This window comes from Pontibacter anaerobius (assembly GCF_026241195.1).
GTDB classification, from domain to species: domain Bacteria; phylum Bacteroidota; class Bacteroidia; order Cytophagales; family Hymenobacteraceae; genus Pontibacter; species Pontibacter anaerobius.
Genome location: NZ_JAPFQO010000006.1, coordinates 334453 through 355524, shown reverse-complemented (window position 1 = coordinate 355524; position 21072 = coordinate 334453). Strand labels below are relative to the sequence as shown.

The window sequence follows — 21072 nt, the reverse complement described above, 5'->3', positions numbered from 1 at the left end:
AACAGGTTCTAGTATCAGGTTGATAAGTTTATTTAAGTCGAAACTCTAATTTATGACAAATTTTGCAGAGAATTGGTTTACCGCCTCCGCCAGCCGTTGCAAATCGGCAGGCGTGTGCAGGCTGCTTAAGATAACCCGGTTGATGGGTGCACTCTCATTGGTTGGGTAGCGGAAGCTGGAAATGAGTATGCGGTGCTGGTGCAGATACGCTGCCATACTTTCATGCGAGGTGCTGTATACCGGGTAATCCGGGATAAAGCGGAACAGCTGCTCCGCCTGCTCCACTTGCCCCAGAAAAGTATGGATGTTCTGCTGCAACCGCCCTCTCGCCTCTTTTATCACTTCGCCTGCCTGCAGGTAAGCATGCAGGTACGCCGGTATGGCCGGGGAAGCCCCGCCAAAGTATGGGCTTGCCTTTACCAGCTCCACCATTTCTTTCGAGGCAAGTATGAAACCGGCCGGCACGCCGAGCGCCTTCCCAAAAGAACTCACCACTACCAGGTCTACATTTTTATACTTGCTGAGCGCCGGGTAAATGCCAGCACCTTCCGGCCCGGTCACCCCGAAGCCATGGGAGTCATCAACCACAAGTATGATTTTCTGCTGCTCCGGCAGCTGCGCCACCCAGTCAAAAGTATAGCTTTCGGCCTTAAGGGGGTCCAGAGCGTTGCAGATAAGTATAAAGCGCTCCTTATCAGATGCCTGCACCTCCTCCAGCACCAGGTCTGTCCACTCGCTAAAGGTGATATCGGCGTTGGCCTGGCCTGCTGCGCACTCATCCAGCCACAGGGCCGGGTGTGCTGCCGGGGCATACAGAAACCGCCCCCGGTTGCGCAGCACCTGCGCCAGCGTTTGCCCCATCAAAAACCCCGACGACATGGTAACAGCCGCCTCGGCCCCGCTGATACGTGTCAGCTGCTCTTCCACCTGTCCGTACACCTGCAGGCGCAGGTTGGAGCGCCGGGAGCTGGAGTAATTGGTGCCGTAACGCTGCATGCCCTCGAGCACCAGTTGCTGAAAAGCCTTATTACAGGCCATACCCAGGTAAGAGGTGCCGCTGCAGTAGAGAAACTCCTCCCCCTCCAGCATCACGGTGCGGCCCGGCAGGTGGTCGGTATAGGCAGGCTTGCTCATCAGGCGATTAACTCGGCACCGGTTCCGTTTACAGTGCTGTAGTGTATTTTGCCGTAGTCGATGGTAATGCCGCGGGCGATATCTTTGCTGATAAGTAGCGGACCGTCCATATCCACGTAATCAAGCATCGGCAACAGCTGCGCGATGGCCGAGATACCTACCGTAGATTCAGTCATGCAGCCCACCATGGTTTTCATTCCCAGCTCACGGGCTTCTTTCAGCATGCGCCGCGCAGGTGTCAGGCCGCCTGCTTTCACCAGTTTCACGTTCACACCATGGAAGTGGCCCTGGCACTTGGCCACATCACTTTCGGTAATGCAGCTCTCGTCGGCTATCAGTGGCAACACCGACTGCCGGTATACCTGTTTCATGCCGTCCATATCGTCAGCGCGCATCGGCTGCTCTATAAACTCCACATTAAGGGGTTTCAGTTGCTTGGAGTTCTCGATGGTCCCCTCCACACCCCAGGCGCAGTTGGCATCCACCCGGAACACGGCATCAGTATGCTTGCGCAGCTCTTTAATAATAGCCACATCCTCCTTAGTACCTAATTTTATCTTGTACAGCGGCCAAGGCATCTCCTTCAGCTTCTTCACCATGTTATCAATGGTATCGATGCCAATGGTATAGTCTGTGAGCGGGTTGTGGTCGGGGCTCAGTCCCCATATTTTGTAAAGTGGCTGCCCTTTCAGCTTTCCGTAAAGGTCGTTGGCGGCCATATCGAGGGCGCATAATGCAAAGGGATTATTGGCCAGGTGCGGCTGCATCTGTGCCCAGAAATCCTCCGGCTGTTTCAGTTCAGTCGCCTCAATTTGCTCACGGATGTTTTCCAGCGCCTCCGTCATGCTCTCAATGGTGAAGCCATAGTAAGGGTTGCTGGTGGCCTCGCCATAGCCTTTGTGCCCGTTCTGCTCCAGCTCCACGATCATAGTGGGTTGTGTATCGCGAGAGTCATAGGAAATGGTAAAGGTATGCTTCAGCGGCAGGTCAAAAGACCGGATGGTAAGTTTCATGGCAGTAGTTCTGTTTGGTATGTTAAGGTTGATGTTTGTACGTGGTTAGAAGCTATACTGCTTCAGGCTATTTTATACTTTAATAAACTGGTTTGTGCAGAAGTATGATTTGTAGTTCGAAGATGTCGTGCACAAATCAATAACTGTTGTGCACCTTCGTCATGATCCGCACCATCTCATTCCGTATATCCGAGGTAGGCACTTTATAGTTGTTGTTCATAAAGCTGAATAGCAGCAACTTTCCGCTTTTGGTGATAATATAACCGCTCTGGTTATGCACATGCGACAAGGTACCCGATTTGCCGAACACGAAAGGGATATCGGCCTTATAAATATTACGGAAAGTGCCCGGCCTTCCGCCAACAGCCAGCATGGGCAACAGCCGTTCCTGCGGTCGCTCCTGCATCAATTTTTGCAGCAGCGCGATGATGCTGCGGGGCGTGAACATGTTCATGCTCGAGAGGCCGGAGCCGTCGATCCAGACCGGTTCATCCGGCAGATCTGCCAGGTAAGTCTCTTTTACGTGTTTTATCGCACGTTCCACTGAGAGGGTGTCGGAAAGTGTGCCGGAGCTGAGCGCCATCAGTTGTTCCGCCATCAGGTTGTCGCTCACCTGCAGCATGCGCCGCAGCACTGTGTCGGTGGGTAGGCCGTAAAAGATCTTTCCCCCTTCCGGCACCGCCGCTTTAAGCAACTCAACAGGTCGTTTGAGTGTGTCGGCCAGCAGTGTCACCACCATCTCGGGAGAGGTGATAAATGGAACCTCGGTAGAGAACTTCGCTGCCGCATATCTTGGGTGATAGGCTATTTTATTCGTGCGCCAGCCTCTTACAAAAGCATCTTCCGAGCGCGAAGCGGCCGTATCCACCACAATGTTCTTTTCAAAGTATGCGGGTGTGGTTGTAAATGGCTTTCCCTCTTCTTTAGCGAATTTGATGACATTACCGTGGATCGGGAACACGTTGCGCTCCGGTTGGTAATAATAATTGTAATCATCCCAACCCCAGTTCGTGGCGAAGGGTGTACTCGTAAAGGGGGCATCCACATAGTATAGCTTCTCCTCGGGGCGGTTCTTCAGAAACTCGTAGGCCAACGTGTTCTTCAGGTCCATGTGAGTGAAGGTTGGATCGCCGGTACCCCAGAAAATAAGCGAATCACCACGGCTCACGTACTTCAGCGCGGGTATAGAGTCGCCCAGCATTTTAAGCGAGGCGTAAAAAGTGAAAAGCTTGGTGTTAGAGGCCGGCACAAAGTACTTATCGGCGTTATGCTCCACCACCATTTGCCCCAGTTCCGGATCGTAAAGCGCAAAGCCCACAAAGCTCTGCCGCAGCACCTCCGACTCAGCCACCTCCTTTTTAATCTCAGCCGGGCCGAAACGCACCTCCTCTGCCGATGTGGTGGGCACCTTGCTACCACAGGCCATACTCAGGAGCAGGCTAAACAGCATCCCCCATCTGGAAATCGGGTTTATCAGGCGCATTGGTTCTCGGCGTTCAGGTTGAAAGTCTTAAATAAGCAAAAAGGCATATATATTCAAAGGTATTGCAGGGGTAGGAGATCTTTAAAGCAAAGTATACAGAATTATCACGCTATCTCTTTGTTTCCTGCTCCTCTTGCCCCACTGCCTCTTCCGCCTGTTTCTTCCCCTCCTCTTGCATGGCAGCTAAGTAATAGGTCAGGCTGGCAGTGCCATCCATGGTTGGCTCGTTGGTAGAGTAATCCCCGAAATCATCATGATATACCACCAGGTCGGATTGAAAAGCGCTATACTCATCGGCGGCCATTAGCGTAAGGCCTTTCAGGTTATTGAAGATACTGCCATACACCGGCCCGTCCACCAAACCGCCATCCAGCCTGTAGTTGTGCAGCAGCGTGAGCGAAGAGTGTGGGTGCACCGGGTAATCACCTTTCTCCGGCAGGCCCACAATCATACTGGTGCCCCAGGGGTTGGCCCCAAACAACCAGTCGCGCAGGCTGGCCTCCATGGCTTCATACCTGGTATCGCCAGTTAGTTGGCGGTAGAGGTGGCTTTGGGTAAGTATGGCTGCTACCAGGTTGTTGGAGCACCAGATAAACGGCACCCCCATCTGAAACGCGTTGCCTTTGCCACGCTGGTACACGCCTTCCAGCCCCTGGCGCAGGAAGCCAATAAATTGCTCCTTGTTTTGTGCCTTGCTGCTGGCCAGGTAATAATGCCCCAGGTTCAGGAACGGGTACCACTGGTAATGGCGGGCGGTGTCGGCTCCCATCCAGGGAGTAACTGGTTCTTTTTCGCCGAACTGTTGGGCCTGCCGGAGGTATTTTTCTTCTCCAGTGAACCTTGCCAGCTGCGTTGCGGCCAGTTCCATATCATCCTCCCAGTTATCCTCCTCATAAAAGTATGGCGCACTACCCGGAGCTGTCTGGCTCACACCCGGCTTGGATAACCCAAAGGCAAAGGCCTGAAGGGCACGGTCGCGAAGGATATCGGCATAGACAGCATCATACTTTTGCAGCAGCTCGGCCCCTAACATAAAGGCTGAAGTATACTTGCCGGCCGTGCTGGCTGCTCCGGTGGCGCGGTTTTTATACTTCATCCCCTGCGGTTCCCCGGTGATAAAGTATACCGGGCGTTGCCTGCCTTTTCCATAATTTACTTTGTCTTGGTTAGGCAGGCGGTATCCGGCATGGTCGCGGTCATCCGCAATCTGGTTATACATCTGGTCTTTGCCGAGGTACATACGCAACAGCCAGTCCAGGCCCCATTTTGCCTCGTCCAGTATATCGGGTATGCCGTTGCTGCCCTGCAGGCCGGCAGCATCATGCTCATCCCCGAAGGCATCTGGGTTATGCTCGTAGGCAAAAAGCAGCTGGAATGTGGCATTGGCCGAGGTGGTAACGTATTGCAGGTAATCGCTGGCGTCGTGCCAACCGCCCACCACATTCACGTAGGCTGAGTCGCCGGAAGGGTGGAAAACCCTGAAGCCATCAGCCGTGTGGCAAGAGTCCTGCAGGAAAGGGTTAAAGCCGCAGCGCTGCTGGCGCATGTAGCGCAGCACAAAATCAGCGGTATGGTCATACACGTCGTTGCCAATACGGAAAGCGGGCGACTTTACGGTACCACTTTCAATGTAAAATGAGCCTGTCTGATTGAAATCAGAAAAATCGAGTCGGGAGGTGCTTTCAAATGCGGTAAAGGCTCCAAAGTTCTGCACCTCTTTCGAGCGATACACGACTTTATGGGTCTGTGCATCTCGGAGCCTGAACTTCTTTACCTTCTTTCCCTGCTCCTTGCTGGCCCATACCGCCACTTTCTGGATTTCGGGCAAGTAGCCGAGCTGGTTTACCCTGATCCAGGCATCCTGTGCCAGAAGGTTATGCACCCCAACCAAGTACAGCAAAAGCACCAGTAGATTTTTTTTCATGCGTATGCGTATATAGAAATGTTCTCAGGCTCAAATTAAGCAACAGCAGTTAAAACACAAGTATAGGTAGTACTGCAGGACAACATTAATCACAAATTTTATCTTAAAGGGATACTTTGCAAAAATATTTTATGAAAGTTTTTGTCTTAGCTAAAACTGTTTGTTAATATTGCAGGGATAGGTTTTACGCGCAACGTGCATGAGCACCTTAACTTTACATACAGATCATCTGGAAACCCTCAACAATGTTGAGAAGAAGAAATTTTTACAGAAAGTAAAGATAATCAGACACCTGTATGTAAAAGGTGCCCGCACCAATGCCGACATTTGCTCTCGCTTCAACATCAGTTCCCCTACATCCATGGGCTTATTGGGTGAGCTCATTTCTGAAGGGCTGGTGGAGAAGCAGGGGCTTGGCAAATCAGTGGGCGGCCGAAAACCCGATCTCTACGGACTCCGCAACAGTTCCCTCTTTGTCCTCAGCATCGACATGGACCGCTTCAGCACCCGCATGGCGATCATGGACAATAACAATAACCAGGTTACCCCCGTCCAGACCTACAGCTATACTTTACCGGAAGACCTGAGCGGCCTAGATACCTTGTGTGGTTGGGTGAAAGACCTCATTTCTGCTTCGGGTATAGACCAGCAGCGCTTGGTGGGCATTGGCGTAAGTATGCCCGGCCTGGTGGCAAGCAAGGAAGGAGACAGCAGAACATATTTAAGAACCGATGTACTGGAGGAGTCGCTGCAAGAGGTGCTGAGCCACAAACTTGGTAAGCCGGTATTTATACAAAACGACGTAAAAAGCGCCGCGCTGGCAGAGCTTCGGTTCGGGCAGGCAAAAGGCAGGCAGGATGTACTTGTAATTTCCATAGACTGGGGCGTGGGTACAGGCGTGATCATGGACGGCAGGCTGCGTGGTGGGTCCCTGGGCTTTGCCGGAGAGTTCGGGCATATCCCACTGATAGAGAACGGCACCCTTTGCCACTGCGGTAAGCGCGGCTGCCTCGAAACCATGGCCTCCGGGGTTGCCCTGGCCCGCATGGCCCGCGAAGGTATAAAAGCCGGACAAAAATCGCTACTCAGCAGGCTAACCCCTGAAGAACTGGAGCAACTGGAGCCGCAACATATTATCGACGCCGCCCACCAAGGTGACCAATTTGCCATAAACCTGCTCTCTGAAACCGGGGTGAACCTGGGCAAGGGTATCGCTATACTTATACAGCTGTTTAACCCTGAGCTGGTTATACTTGGGGGCAAGATAGCGGAAGCTGGCCAGCTGATCACCACGCCAATCCAGCAATCCATCAATACCTACTGCATGGCGCAGCTGCGCGAATCTACCAGCATGGCACTATCAACGCTGGGGCTGCAGGCAAGTATGATGGGCGCCACAGCCACGGTGCTGGAGAACATACTGGAGCAACAACTGGAGCAAGCCAGGTAACAAAATAAAACTGAGGTAAAACAAAGTATAAACGCATTATGCACCCACTTAAGAATAACACAGCTTTCAACTCAAAACGCAACAAACCCAGGCTAAACCTGCTGGAGGAAACCCGTTTCGAGAAACTCCCCGTTACCGTATACCCTGACCAGCACATTGCCTCTGTAACGGTGGCAAAGCGCATTGCCGACCTGATCAGAAGCAAGCAGGACCAGGGTGAGCAGGCTATACTGGGTCTGGCCACCGGTGCCACGCCTGTGGGTGTGTATGCAGAACTGGTAAGGATGCACCGCGAGGAGGGCCTGAGCTTTCGAAACGTCATCACATTTAACCTCGACGAGTACTACCCGATGCAACCTGACGCAGCCCAGAGCTACGTTACGTTCATGAACGAGAACCTCTTCAACCACATCGATATAAAGAAGGAGAACGTGCACATTCCGGATGGCACCCTGCCGAAGGAGGAGATACACGAGTACTGCCTGAACTATGAACGACAGATTGAGGAAGTTGGCGGACTGGACCTGCAGATCCTGGGTATTGGTCGTACGGGCCACATCGGTTTTAATGAGCCAGGCTCTGCGCCAAACTCCGGAACGCGTCTGGTTACCCTGGACGACCTGACACGCCGCGATGCAGCCCGTGACTTTGGCGGCAAGGAGAACGTGCCAACCAAGGCCATTACCATGGGCATCGGTACCATCTTTAAAGCGCGTGAGATCATCCTGATGGCCTGGAGCCAGAAAAAAGCGCCGATCATCAAGAAAGCCGTGGAAGGGGAAATGTCGAGCGAGGTGCCGGCTACTTACCTGCAGCTATCCGACAGCGTGGAGTTTGTGCTGGACGAGTCTGCCGCCTCGGAACTGACCCGCTTTAACACGCCATGGTTGGTGAAGGATTGCGTTTGGGATCTTCAATTGAGGAAAAAAGCCGTTATCTGGTTGTCGCAAACGCTGAACAAGCCTATCCTGAAGCTCACTGACGAAGATTACAACAACAACGGCATGGCGCAGCTGGCCACCGAGTATGGCCCGGCCTACAACATCAACATCGACATCTTTAACAAGATGCAGCATACCATTACCGGCTGGCCGGGTGGTAAGCCAAAGGCCGATGACTCGGAGCGCCCGGAGCGTGCCGAGCCTGCTCAGAAGCGCGTTGTCATCTTCTCCCCTCACCCGGACGATGATGTGATCTCGATGGGAGGTACGTTTATTCGACTGGTAGACCAGGGGCATGATGTGCATGTGGCTTACCAGACATCCGGCAACACCGCCGTTTGGGATGATGACGTGCTGCGTTACGTGGAGTTCGCCATCGACTTTAACAAGAGCATGGGTACCGACACTACAAAGCTCCAGAAGATCTACGACGACATGCGCGGCTTTATTGAGGAGAAGCAGCCAAACCAGGTAGATACACAGGAGATTATGGATGTGAAAGGCTTTATCCGCAAGAGTGAAGCTTATGCCGGTGCCCGTTATGCCGGCCTGGAGGATGACCATATCCACTTTATGGCCCTGCCTTTCTACGAAACCGGTAAGCACAAAAAGAACTCGGTTTCTGATGAAGATATTAAGCTGACGATGGAGCTGCTGCAGCGCGTAAAGCCGCACCAGGTGTTTGCCGCCGGCGACTTTGCCGATCCGCACGGCACTCATATTGTCTGCTTTAACATAACCGTGGAGGCCCTGCAGCGCCTGAGAGATGCCGGTGAAGAATGGGTGAACGACTGCTGGCTGTGGATGTACCGCGGCGCATGGCACGAGTTTGAAACCCACGAAATCGAAATGGCTGTTCCGCTATCACCGCAGGAGGTGGTGCGCAAGCGCCAGGCCATTTTCAAGCATCAGTCACAGAAAGATACGCCCGTGTTCCCGGGCGACGACTCGCGCGAATTCTGGGTTCGCGCCGAGGAGCGAAACCGGGAGACTGCTGAACAATATCACAACCTTGGCCTTGCCGACTATGAGGCCATGGAGGCATTCGTACGCTACAATTATTAAACCACCCTCAGTTAAGGGAAACACATAGGAATCTTAAGGTTTTAGAGCTACGAAAAAGCCCGCTCAGTTTCTGAGCGGGCTTTGTGCTTTTTTATACTTTAGATCGACTTATACCTTATCAGAAGCTTGGTAATAATCTTACCTTACAGAAAAGCCCTGCACAGTATAAAGTATACCTAAGGCCAGCGATTGGTTATACTGTATGTCAGCATCCTGGTCATAGTCGTATACAAAGTTGCCCATCAGACTTACGTTTATGTAGCGGTTTACCTTGGCAGTCAGCACAGCATTCAGCATATGGTCTATCTGCTTCCCCGAAAGCTCTTTGTAGTTGATATAGGACATGTAGTTGGCCCGGAAGTTAAGGTTTGTCATAATATCCCGGTCGTAGGAGGCTTGCACCATGGCGGCCAGCCATTCGGTTCGCACCTTTTTGCCTTCCGGTACGCCGTAGCGCTCGTTCTCTCCTACTTCCTCATCCACTAAAAAGGTAAAGCGCGGTGCAAACGGGCTGAGGCGTAGCGAAAAGTGTGGGTTAGGCTTATACTCCGCGCCCAAGGCAAAAGTAAGGAAACCAGGAGCCAGAAAGTTGGATATCAGCCTATCGGTTCCGTCCGCATCTATATCATACTCATACCCTTTCGCAAACTGCGACAGGAAATTAGCTGAGACGAATGCATTCCAGTCCGAGGTGAAGGCATAGCCATACTTCGTGTCCAGGTAAATGCGGTCAATGCTCTTGCGTTGGTCTTCTCCTTTGTTTTTGATGAGGCCGTACTGCAGCTGCACCGCATTATCCCAGCTCACTGCCCCGAGTTCGTAGTCGGCCCGGGCATCCAGGTGCGCGTTTAACGCAACGGAGCTGATCCCCCCTGCTTTCCAGTTATCGCTGAACGCAGACTGGTTTAGGTTTAAGCCTGTCGCAAACGATCTTCGCCAGAGCGTGTCTGCTTCGGTGGTGGTTTGAGCAAGTAAGGCAGTAGAGCTTAGCAGCAAGGCAAGCAGTGCAAGTAAAGTTCTTTTCATGAAAAAGGATTAATGGATACTAATATTTATGAACTGCTATACTTACTGACTTGTATGGCGAAGGGTTTCCGTTTTTCTTTGAAGATAAGCTACGGAAAACAGTATCTGCTTCTTTGTGAGGCTGATGTAATGGCTTTTAAATAAAGTATTCATTCCTATATATTACTTGGAATACATAGTATATTCGTTGGTGCGATTACGTTTATCAGCTGGACTAAGGTGTGTGAACGAAATAGAGTTAAGTTTATATAGTAGCTAGCTGATATACTTAATAATAGAAAAGTACCTATGAAACAACTTTTACTCGTCCTGCTTCTCCTCTTATACTTCTGCTGTACCGCACAGAATAGGAACAATAATAGTTCTGTTCTACTTCTGAGTAAGAACGATGCATCAAAACCTGTTAAGCTGGAATTGAAGACTGACAAACTAATAAAAGTCAAAACGACCGATGGCAGAAAGCTTACTTTGGTTAACTATTCTATACTTGGCGACTCTGTGATTGCATTTTCAACGGACACAATCACTTTAAGAGATATCGCATCAATAAAAGGAAAAGTAAAAGGAAACGCCCTTAGAAAAGTTGGGGGCGGTTTAGTGGCTGGGACAGGGTACTACTTTGTAGCGGTAGGTTATCTTGTAGGCACCCTTGCTCTTTATCCTACTGCCTATTTACTAATTCTTCCTTCTGCTGGTGTTGCCTACGCAGGTCATTATTTATTAGGAGCAAGGCGCTTTAACACGACCGAAAAATGGGCATTAAGCATAAATAAGGTAGAATAACAACAGCTAACGAGGTTCATAGTATAGGCTACGCCTGCCCCACATTATTTACAATCCAATGGCACCTCCACTCTTAACAAAAAAGAGGCACCGTTTCCGGTGCCTCTTCTAAAAGTATAAGCTTCGATAAAGTGCTTACTGCTGCACCTTCTTGCTTTTCTCGATAGCATCGTAAACCACCTGCAACACATTGGTGCGGGTGTTCAGTTTGCTCAGCATCGGGTTCTCACGGGTTGGGTTCACACGGTTCGACAGGAAGACATACACCAGGTTGTTTACCGGATCTACCCAGGTATAGGTGCCGGTAAAACCGGAGTGGCCGAAGCTCTGTACCGGCGCACTTGGCGCGGCGTTGCTGTTCTGCTCACCTGGCTTGGCCGGACGGTCAAAACCAAGGGCGCGGTAATTGCCTTGATCACAGAATTGGCACTTACTGAACCGGCTTACGGTATTTCCAGCAATGTAGGTCTCGCCTGCAAACTTGCCGTCATTCAGGTAGAGTTGCATCAGTTTGGCTACGTCGTTAGAATTACCGAACAGGCCGGCGTGTCCGCTAACGCCACCCAGCATGGCGGCTCCTTCGTCGTGCACAGTTGTGTGCAGCAACTGCTTGCGGAAGTGCGGCTCATACTCTGTTGGCACGATACGCTCCGGAGCGTAGTACTTGTATGGGTTAAACGTTAACGTGGTAGCGCCAATTGGCTGGTAAATGTTCTCCTTTAGGTAGGTCTCAAAATTTTCCCCGGTGATGTTCTGCACCACCATTGGCGCAAGTATAAACGAGAGGTCGCTGTACACATATCCAGGCTTTTCGTTCAGCGGCGACTTCACGATAGCTTTGATGATCTTGTTACAATACTTGCGATGAATATACAGGTTATTTGCCACCTTGATCGGGAAGCGGCGCGAAGAATCTGTTTTGAACGTAGCCCATTTGAACTTGCCGTTTTTCTTCACCGTCTCTTTCCAGAAAGGAATCCAAGCCTTAAGCCCAGCCTGATGCGTCAGGATGTCGCGGTACTTCAGGTTTTCCTTGTTGGAGCCCTCAACTATCGGCAGGTAGTCGCCCAGTGTGCGGTCCACATCAAAACGGCCCTCGCCACTGAGCTTCATGAAGGCAGCCAGTGAGGTGCTGATCTTGGTAACAGAAGCAAGATCGTACAGGTCTGTAACCTGTACCGGGCGCTCGTTATCATAAGTATGGAAGCCATAGGCTTTGTGGTAGATCACCTTTCCATCTTTGGCTACCAGCACCTGCGCACCAGGCGTGGCTTTCTGCTCCATGGCCTGTGCCACCAGCGAGTCTATACCGGCAAAGTCCTTTGTCTTCAGCCCAACCGCCTCCGGCATAGTATAGGCAAAGCGTAAGCCGCCATTTGTCTGCAGGCCATCGTTTATCTTGAAGGCATTATTTATCGTTACCGGTAGCTTTCCCTTCGCCCCGATGCCTCCGAAGATCATCTGAGCGGTCAAGTCCTGCGTTTCAGGGGTTTCCTGGTAAGCGGCGATTACGGCGTCCGCTTTGTCCAGGCTTTCCAGTTCTGCCAGGCTATACACGTTACCAAACACACCCACTATGGTCGGCTTGGAGCGGATAAGGTCTTTCAGGAAGAGGTTCATTTCAGCTGTAATGCCAAAGCTGCTGCTACCTGCCTTCAGGTTCAGTTTATGCACCCCGGCTACTATCAGGTTATAGTCTTGCAGTTTCTCCTTCAGGGCCATCAACTCCGCAATAGAGGCAGTTGGGGTCAGGAAGAAGGTATCTACTTTGGTGTAACGGGCGAGGCCACGCTGGAAATCAGTTTCTTTTTTTGTGCCGATAGCCAAGGCTGCCACCTTCAACGTATCAATGTTCTGCACCGGAAGTATGTTCTGCTTGTTACGGAGCAGCGTAAGCGATTCCTCAACCAGTTTTTGGTTCAGGTATTTGGCGTGCGGGTTATTCAGGTCTTCGATCAGGTTCTCCGTTTCGATCGGCTTATACCTATCCAGCCCCAGCCATTGCTTGGCGGCCAACACCTTGCGGGCTCGGGCATCTACCTCCTCCTGTGTTATCTCGCCGTTAGCAATCGCCTTCTTTATTTCCTCGATGGTCGTTTTCACGTCCATAGTGTTCAGCAGCATGTCGTTACCGGCCAGCAACGCCTTCACATCCACAATGCCAGGTGCATAGAACTTCGCCACACCCTGCATGTTGAGCGCATCGGTAAATACCAGGCCTTTGTAGCCCATCTCTTTCTTCAGCAGGTCTGTTACAATAGGCTTGGAAAGCGTGGAGGCCAGGCTGTCAGTATTGTCCAGCACCGGGATGTTCATGTGGGCCACCATCAGGCTACCCAGTCCGTTTTTCATCAGTTGGCGGAACGGGTAAAGTTCTACAGAGTCAAGGCGGAGTTTAGAAAAATGGATAACCGGAAGCCCGTAATGCGAGTCCACGTTGGTATCGCCGTGGCCCGGGAAGTGCTTGGCGTTTGCCAACACCTTCTCATCCTGCATACCACGCATGTAGGCCATGGCTTTGCGGGTTACATTATACTTGTCCTCCCCGAAAGAGCGGAATCCAATTACCGGGTTGTTGGCGTTGTTGTTCACATCCACCACCGGGGCGAAGTTTACATGTATACCCAGGCGGCGACACTGTCGGGCAATCTCGGCACCCATCTCATAGATCAGGCTCTCATCTTCTATGCCTCCCAACGCCATCTGGTACGGAAATTTTATCGTGCTGTCGAGGCGCATAGCCAGGCCCCACTCACCGTCTATACTTACCATGAGCGGCACCTTGCTTTCTTTCTGGTAACGGTTGGTCATGTGCGCCTGCCTTACAGGCCCACCCTGGAAGAAGATCAGGCCACCTACTTTATACTTTGTCACCAGCCTGCTAACCGAGTCGATGTGTGCCTGGTCCTTATTAGAGTACACCGGGATCATGATAAGTTGTGCGATACGCTCTTCCGGGCTAAGGGTGTTAAAAACAGAGTCTACCCACGCCTGGTTCGCATTCAGGAAAGGCGGGTCGGTAGCCGGGTTAAAGGCTACTTTGGCGGCCGCTTTCTCGGTGGAGCTGCGGCGTGTCTTAGAGGTGCGTCTCTGCGCATCCGCATCCATCACCCCAAACAGAAGCAGGGCGATCAGGGTGAGCAAAAGAGTAGATCTTTTTTTCAAAATAATTAGAGGTTAATGATTAGCGTGTTCAAAGGTAAATTTAAACCTTTTATGATAAAGGACTTCTATGTTGCGACAGAATCTTACAAGCTCCGTCATCCTTAAAAATTATAATGCAAATCAGCAGGTATAATTCCACCTGCACCTTTCCTTAATAACATCCAATTGCTATATTTAGCCATACAAGTATATCCGCTCCGAAAACTGACTTAAACAAAATAGCAGCTTTTTAAAATACACTATATTACAAACGACTACCCATAATGAGCAACCATTTGTTAAAGTACCTCCTGATTCTTTTTATGGCGACTGCTGCGGCACCTACCCAGGCACAACAACAGCCGCTTAAACGCGAATTCCGGGCCGTTTGGATCGCTACAGTAGCCAATATTGACTGGCCAGGGCAGAAAGGCCTCTCCCCTGCCGTGCAGCAACAGGAGTTTAAGTACATTTTGGATGAGCACCAGAAAAACGGTATGAATGCCGTAATTGTACAAGTTCGACCTGCCGCCGATGCCTTGTACCGCAGCAAACTGGAGCCCTGGTCAGAATTCCTGACCGGCAAGCAGGGACTGGCCATGAACCCGCCTTATGACCCGCTACAGTTTATGCTGGACGAGGCGCACAAGCGTGGTATGGAGTTCCATGCCTGGTTTAACCCTTACCGTGCTACTTTCGACGCCAAAGCAGAGGTGGCCCCGAACCACATCACCAAACGCAAACCGGAGTGGTTCTTAAAGTATGACGGAAAGCTGCTGTTTAACCCGGGTATACCCGAAGTACGCCAGTACATAACAAATGTGGTGATGGATGTGGTAAACCGTTACGACATAGACGGTGTGCACTTTGATGATTATTTTTACCCCTACCCTGTTGCCAATACGCCTATTCCGGATGAGGACACCTATGCCGCTTACAAAGGACTGTTCACGAACAAGAACGACTGGCGCCGCTACAATGTAGACGAACTCATAAAAGGAGTTTCAGATAGTATAAACGCCGTAAAGCCTTATGTCAAGTTTGGCATTAGTCCATTTGGTGTCTGGAAAAACCTGGCTGACGGGCCAGACGGCTCAGCGACTCGCGCAGGAGCCCCAAGTTATACCGCCCTGTATGCGGATACGCGCAAATGGATGCAGGTAGGTTGGATAGATTACCTGGTGCCACAAGTATACTGGCACATCGGAAATCCTGCTGCTGACTATAAAACGGTGGTAGAGTGGTGGGCACAGAATGCATTTCAGCGCCATTTGTATGTAGGCCTTGGCGCTTACAAAGTTGCCTCCGACCCAACTTACCCCGAGTGGCACGACCCTACTCAGATGCCCCGGCAGTTGCAGTTGTCCAGAACTATACCTCATGTGAATGGCAGCGTGTTTTTCAGTTCAAAATCGGTTATGAGCAACCCCAACAACCTGCAGGACTCCCTGCGCAGCTCCTACTATAAATACCCAGCGCTGCTGCCTGTAATGGATTGGAAAAAGAACGAAGAGTTGGAGCCTCCTTTCTCCCTGAAGGTGCGTCAGACAGACAGAGGCGTAAGCCTGCACTGGCAACATGATCAGGATGTTCGCTTTTATGTTGTCTACAGGTTTGAAAAGCGAAACCCACCCATATGGGATCTAGCGTTTTGGAAGGAAAGAAAATGGGAGCCGTTTCAGCCAGACCTGAACAGCCCTGCCACTATAGTAGCCAAGGTATTCGGCACAAACACCGCTTTCATAGATGAAACACCCCTGGATCAAGGCAAGTATGTATACGTTGTAACCGCCCTGGACCGTCAACAAAACGAAAGCGCCCCTTCCCACCCGGTAACACTAAAGTATAAATACTAGAATTGCTGAAGTATAAACATGAGTCGTCTCAGAGTTTGACTCTGGGCTAGAAAGAAAAGATTCCAGCGGTTGGCCCTGGCCAACCGGATGCGGTAAAGCGGTGCGGGCGTGTTCCTACCGCTTTCCTGTTCTATGGCAGTTCTACCTCAAGAGGTTAGAAATTGGCCTCCCACATTAGGGAGAGCAGGAAGGCGTAGACCAGGGGTACGACCTGCAGCAGCCTCACCATGTTGCCTCAAAACCAGAGCCTGCAGGACTCCATGTCCATCTCGGCCTTGTTGAAGCGGAAGGCCTGTTCCACCTGCCCAGAGCAGTAGCGAGAGCCGCGAGGAGGCCTTGTCGCCCCTCCACATACTTTTGGGCCCCATCCGTGAGGTGGTTGGCAATTATCTCCGAAGGCCACTCCTTGCTCCTCGAAAGGTTGGACAGCCTCTCGGTGCTCGCCGGGGCCTTGCTTGGGGAGAGCAGCACCCGGCTTAGCTCGCTCAAAAGCAGGCCCTAGGAGCGGCTACGGTGCCGCACCAGCCCCTGGCACAGGCCCCGGAAGGTCAACACCAGCCGGTGGTCCAATAGCTTATCAAGTTGTTGCAGGAAGGGGGCCAGGAAATCGTCGAGGCGGTGGGAGAGACCATCAGGCCTTGGGGAGATGCGTTTTTAGAAGAGGTAAACTTAAGAACCTCCTGGTCTAGGCGATACATTGACCATATCCCTAACACAGGAGGTTCTCTTTTTTCATCCTAGCCCTAAACTCCGGGATGAATCATGTTTTTATTAATAGTTGTATAGTGCCTGCGAAAATGAACAGCTTTCATATCCTGCTTTCGAATATATTTCTATTCAATAGTCTTGGTACTACAAAAAAAGCTTTGAGAAATGGCTCTGCCTTTAAGATTGAGGCGACCCTTTCAATTCCAGGTCCTTTGTTTTTATCCTGACCTTTCTCATAAAATCTTTACCCGGGTCTACTTTCTTAGTTCTGTAGCCGGCATCAACTTCTTTCCACAAATGGTGACCGACAAAATCCTGATACTCATAGTGGCCGATCAGATATTCAATATCATACTTACTTTTCAGATACCTCACCAGCTCCACATTGGCTTTCAATTGCGCTTTCGTCAACCCTTCCTTCCCCCCTCCTACATTTTCCACTCCGATAGCACAGTGATTCAGGCCGATTACATGACGGGCAAAAGCAGTGTCCGGGAGTTGCCGGTAAACTGTACCATCTCTGTCCACTAGAAACTGAGCGGACACATTCAGGCTACTGGCAGAGCCAATCGCGGTGCGGGAACCAGGCAGCAGTGTGGGGTTCATGGCGTTGAAAGACTTCTCCAGTGTAGGTATGGCCGTCCAATGCAGTACAATCATTTTTGGTTCTATATAAGGCGCATCCTTCTGCATGTTATACCTGGCTTTTAGGTACTCCAACGATAGTTGCTTGCGCTCCTCATCAAAAACAATAGGCTTCTCAAGGATACGAAAGGTGGGTGAGGCACAGGCACTCAGAAACATTAGTCCAATGGCACCCGCTTTGACGGCAACTCTATTCAAAGACCTTGTATTTACATTCATAATGTTACAGTTTACTATAGTTGATTCAAAATTATTCGCTTGAGGTTGGTGTACTCTGATGCTACTTTTCACTTACGCGCACAAAGTGCTCCTTAGACCGCAGCGCCTCCTGCTTTGCCTCTTCTTTCTTACCTAGCATTTCCAGAATGATAGCTCTGTTCTTATGGCACTGTGCAGCCACATAGGAGTCTGGAAACGAACGGGCGGATCGGGTGAACAGCTCAAACGCCTGGTGCAAAGAGGCAGAATCTTTATGTGCCATCAATGCCTGGGCTCTTAGGAAATCCCGACGCCAGAGCCGGGCAGTTTCGTTCATACGCTCTGCTTCCTGAAAGGCCTTGAAAGGTGGAAGACTTACCAGGGAGTTTTTTGGTAAAACAGGCTGCTCAGGCTTGCTGAAGAAAGCCTCCAAGGCTATCACGTACGCCCGCGCCTCCCTGCGGTTATAGCCTCTCTTCTTCAACCGCTTTTCCTCCTCCGGATTCGTGAAAAAGGATGCTTCTGCAATGACTCCAGGTATTCCGTAAGTATCCCGCAGCACCTTTGTGCCTGCAGTCGCGAAGATAACGTGATCTGAGGCCAGACTCACCGGCGTACTCCCTTTGTAAAGATGCTCGGAGAGTGCCAGAGCCACCTGCCTACTTAAGGTTACACTGGCAGTATTTTCTGAGGCATTGCCGTGAAAATAGATGATAGGAAAGTTAGCACCTGGATCGGCCGTGGCATTGTGGTGGATTGAAAGGAAAATGTCTGCCTCATTATCGACAGCCATCTGGGCTCTGTCTGCAAGTAGAACGTTATCATCGGCCGTGCGTGTCATCAACACCCTGGCCCCTTTCTCCTCCAGCATCTCCTTCAACAACAGCGCTACCCGCAGGTTAATCCACTCCTCCCGCTCACCCGATAGCCCCGCACGGTACTTATCTATCTCTGCTGTGCCACCGTGTCCGGCATCCAGACAAATAACCTTACCAGCCAATGGATTACTCCGCTTCTGGGCAGGCGCAGGAAGATAGATCAATATGAAAACAACAAACAGAAGGAAACGCAGGTACTTTGGCATAGAAGGTCCAGGTTCAAAGTATAAAATTAAAGGAGCAGACTTCTCTGCTTACTTGATATGCTTCGGGTCCACGTAAGTACCGTAGCGGGTGGCATTGCCTGTCCGCCAGAAGTATTGATACAGCACTTCCGATAGCTCTTCCACGGTGTTTTGTGACTGCCCCTTCACTTTAAAACTCTCCATTACAGCAACAGCATAAGGCCGCTCGGGCAGCAGCACAATGGCCCATTCGGTAGACACACCGTTAAGGACACCTGGCTTAAAAGCAATTGGCACATCGCCCGGTAATCCAACAGCCAATCGGCTTGTCTGCCGGTCTGTTTTCTTTAGAATGAACATGAACTCATCTGAGGAAGCTTTATTGATAAACTCGCCTCTGTATAATAATTGCAGAATATGAGCAGCATCGGCCGGTGTAGACAGGTTTTCCTCGCCTCTGCCAGAAGCAGCCGAGTTAATCATCTTACGCTGAACTATTGTTTTCTTTGCGCCCACTGAGCGTAGCATGGCATTTATCTCCTGCATACTTACCAGCTCGATAAGTGAGTTAGTGGCTGTGTTATCGCTCAGGCTTATCATCAGCACGCCCAGGTCACGAATACTCATGGAGGGAGTATCCGCTAGGTCTTTCAAAATCCCAGTTCCGCCCACTACGTCAGCCCTTTCCACTTTCCTGCTATCTGAGAGGGTGAATTTGCCCTCGTGCGCCTGCTTATACACGCTCATCAGGATAGGGATTTTAATAGCGCTTGCCTGCGGAAAAATCACATCCGCATTAAAAGAAAAGGTATCTCCGGTAGTAAGATCAACAGCCACAAGTCCGGTGACAGCTGGCGAATGGCCAATAATTTCACTTAGCTGTTTCTCCGTATGCTGCCGCAACACCTTATGGGCAGAGGTTTGTGCATCTGCACTTATACACATACTTAGCATAAGCAACACGATACTAAAAAGTGAAAGCTTCTTCATACTTCAATTTAGCAAAAAAAGAAAGTCCTCCCTTTCAGGAGGACCTCTAAATCTGGAATCAGTTTCTGATTATTCTGGTGTATTCCACCATAAAGGGGTCAGTAAGCGGTACTGTGCTGAGTTGTCACCTATCTGGTCACCATTTCTGTTCTGCTCATTAGTTTCGTAAATCATGGCCTGTATCCATTGATTTGGATCATTGGCATTGAACACTACTGTATTAATATTAGCAGGGCGCTGCAAGTAAGGACCATAAATCTCCTGGCTGTAATCCATACGACGCATATCTACCCATGTCTCTGGGTTCAGAGTCTGTGTGATATACTTCTGGCGCATAATATGGCTCAGGCCATTTGTGAGATTATTAAAGTGGTCAACCACACCATTCTCTAACTGCGCTGCCCAATAGGCATTGATTTCAGCAGCAGGGACCCCCAATTTGCGCATGTTGGCTTTTACACCTTCTTCGTAGGCTGCAAGTGCTCCAGACGCATCATTGGAACGTAAACGGGCTTCTGCCTCTATCAGCTTTACTTCTGAATAAGTAATGAACGGGAACGGGGAAGTCGCTCTCGTATAGAAACCACTGTTTTTGAACTGCCCATAGTCTTCTACATCGGTAAACTGACCAGTTCCTCCCTGGCCTCCGGCCAGACCTAAACCTGATTTCAGACCACGGTATTCTCCATCAGATGGAGCCGGTTGCATAATACGGCTAATGCGTGGATCCTGGTAGTCAGCTTCTGTTACAGGCAGGTTTTGCAGAAGGCTTACAAAAAACTGAGACCATGTAAAATAGCGGTTATTTACTGGGTTAGCATTGGTAAAACCACCCCAGCTATACCAAGGGTTTTCGTCAGTCTGCTGCCCTCCTTCTAAGTAAGCAAATTCAGCATCCATGCCATCTGCATTAAAACCATTCTGAGCTGCTTCTATAATTTTCTGTGCATCATACAGGCTACTTTTCTTTGAAAGATGGTTCATGTACCTTGCCTTTAACGACCAGGCAAAACGGCGCCATTTGTCTACATCACCCTGATACATAATATCTCCACCACTAAAATTCAGTGGTGTTTTATTTTTAGGATTATCGAAAGCAATAATGGCTTCATCCAACAATTGCTGGATGCGCTGGTATACTTCCTCCTGCTTGTTAAATGTTGGTGTAAGGTTAATCTGGGAGTTACCATCATAGTAATCATCTACCACAATAGCTCCATACTGATCCGTCAGCATCCCCAGGTTCAACGCCAGAAGTGTTTTACCGGCACCCACAAAGTGAGGGTTACCTTCTTTCTCGCCCAGTACAATCAAATCTACACTGTTCGGCATTGTGAAGACATAGGCATTCTGCCAGAAGAAATAGCTTGCTGTAAACCTCCATGTCTCAGCGTTTCTGTTAGAACCAGTTGTAAGAGCTGTTGAGGCATACTGCGTTACAGCAGCAACTTCTCTCGACCCTCTCCACATGGCTGACCCGTTGGTGGTTGTAATTGCACCTACCAGACGGCTATGAGCCGGTACTGAGGTAGGAAGGTTAGGGTCATCATTTATATCCAAATAATCTTCACATGAAGTATTGAATAGCACTGTGGAAGCAATTAAAAACAGCTTTATTTTTGAAAATCTATTTATCATGATGAAGTACA

At 50.3% G+C, this 21072-nt stretch carries 14 protein-coding genes; 4 read left to right on the top strand and 10 right to left on the bottom strand.

Annotated features, from left to right (window positions below; translation table 11 throughout):
• Positions 1 to 45: 45 nt before the first annotated feature.
• From OO017_RS10550 to OO017_RS10535, 4 genes are all read right to left on the bottom strand, one after another.
• On the bottom strand, positions 46 to 1134 hold the full coding sequence (locus OO017_RS10550) for an aminotransferase class I/II-fold pyridoxal phosphate-dependent enzyme (RefSeq protein ID WP_266052443.1): 1089 nt from the start codon (positions 1132 to 1134) through the stop codon (positions 46 to 48).
• Complete coding sequence (locus OO017_RS10545; RefSeq protein ID WP_266052442.1) at positions 1134 to 2147, bottom strand: dipeptide epimerase; 1014 nt, start codon at positions 2145 to 2147, stop codon at positions 1134 to 1136. The genes OO017_RS10550 and OO017_RS10545 overlap by 1 nt, the downstream gene beginning before the upstream one ends.
• 136 nt (positions 2148 to 2283) lie before the next feature.
• Complete coding sequence (locus OO017_RS10540) at positions 2284 to 3630, bottom strand: D-alanyl-D-alanine carboxypeptidase/D-alanyl-D-alanine-endopeptidase (RefSeq protein WP_266052441.1); 1347 nt, start codon at positions 3628 to 3630, stop codon at positions 2284 to 2286.
• 109 nt (positions 3631 to 3739) lie between these two features.
• A complete protein-coding gene (locus OO017_RS10535) occupies positions 3740 to 5554 on the bottom strand; it encodes a glycoside hydrolase family 9 protein (RefSeq protein WP_266052440.1) in 1815 nt (604 codons plus the stop codon).
• A 199-nt stretch (positions 5555 to 5753) separates the two neighbouring features.
• Here OO017_RS10535 and OO017_RS10530 point away from each other — a divergent pair, with 199 nt between their 5' ends.
• Together OO017_RS10530 and nagB are read left to right on the top strand one after the other, a co-directional pair.
• A complete protein-coding gene (locus OO017_RS10530) occupies positions 5754 to 7004 on the top strand; it encodes an ROK family transcriptional regulator (RefSeq protein WP_266052439.1) in 1251 nt (416 codons plus the stop codon).
• 38 nt (positions 7005 to 7042) lie between these two features.
• Entirely contained in the window at positions 7043 to 9010 is a 1968-nt protein-coding gene (gene nagB / locus OO017_RS10525) for a glucosamine-6-phosphate deaminase (RefSeq protein ID WP_266052438.1), read from the top strand.
• A gap of 138 nt (positions 9011 to 9148) precedes the next feature.
• Here nagB and OO017_RS10520 read toward each other — a convergent pair whose 3' ends face one another.
• Positions 9149 to 10036, bottom strand: coding sequence for a DUF3078 domain-containing protein (locus tag OO017_RS10520; RefSeq protein ID WP_266052437.1), 888 nt, complete (start codon positions 10034 to 10036; stop codon positions 9149 to 9151).
• Between the two features lie 288 nt (positions 10037 to 10324).
• Between OO017_RS10520 and OO017_RS10515 the strand changes: the two genes are divergently transcribed.
• Positions 10325 to 10819, top strand: a complete 495-nt coding sequence (locus tag OO017_RS10515; RefSeq protein ID WP_266052436.1) for a hypothetical protein — start codon at positions 10325 to 10327, stop codon at positions 10817 to 10819.
• A 135-nt stretch (positions 10820 to 10954) separates the two neighbouring features.
• Here the strand turns inward: OO017_RS10515 and OO017_RS10510 are convergent, their stop codons facing one another.
• A complete protein-coding gene (locus tag OO017_RS10510; RefSeq protein ID WP_439651305.1) occupies positions 10955 to 13984 on the bottom strand; it encodes a serine hydrolase domain-containing protein in 3030 nt (1009 codons plus the stop codon).
• Positions 13985 to 14247: 263 nt separating this feature from the next.
• On the opposite strand from OO017_RS10510, the gene OO017_RS10505 reads away from it, so the two are divergent.
• Positions 14248 to 15819 carry a glycoside hydrolase family 10-like protein gene (locus OO017_RS10505; RefSeq protein WP_266052435.1) on the top strand — a complete coding sequence of 524 codons (1572 nt, stop codon included), beginning with the start codon at positions 14248 to 14250 and terminating at the stop codon, positions 15817 to 15819.
• An 885-nt stretch (positions 15820 to 16704) separates the two neighbouring features.
• Here OO017_RS10505 and OO017_RS10500 read toward each other — a convergent pair.
• From OO017_RS10500 to OO017_RS10485, 4 genes are all read right to left on the bottom strand, one after another.
• Complete coding sequence (locus OO017_RS10500; RefSeq protein WP_266052434.1) at positions 16705 to 17391, bottom strand: N-acetylmuramoyl-L-alanine amidase; 687 nt, start codon at positions 17389 to 17391, stop codon at positions 16705 to 16707.
• A 61-nt stretch (positions 17392 to 17452) separates the two neighbouring features.
• Positions 17453 to 18454, bottom strand: coding sequence for an N-acetylmuramoyl-L-alanine amidase family protein (locus OO017_RS10495; protein ID WP_266052433.1), 1002 nt, complete (start codon positions 18452 to 18454; stop codon positions 17453 to 17455).
• 48 nt (positions 18455 to 18502) lie between these two features.
• Complete coding sequence (locus OO017_RS10490; RefSeq protein WP_266052432.1) at positions 18503 to 19423, bottom strand: serine hydrolase; 921 nt, start codon at positions 19421 to 19423, stop codon at positions 18503 to 18505.
• 69 nt (positions 19424 to 19492) lie between these two features.
• Positions 19493 to 21061 carry a SusD/RagB family nutrient-binding outer membrane lipoprotein gene (locus OO017_RS10485; protein ID WP_266052431.1) on the bottom strand — a complete coding sequence of 523 codons (1569 nt, stop codon included), beginning with the start codon at positions 21059 to 21061 and terminating at the stop codon, positions 19493 to 19495.
• Between the last annotated feature and the right edge of the window lie 11 nt (positions 21062 to 21072).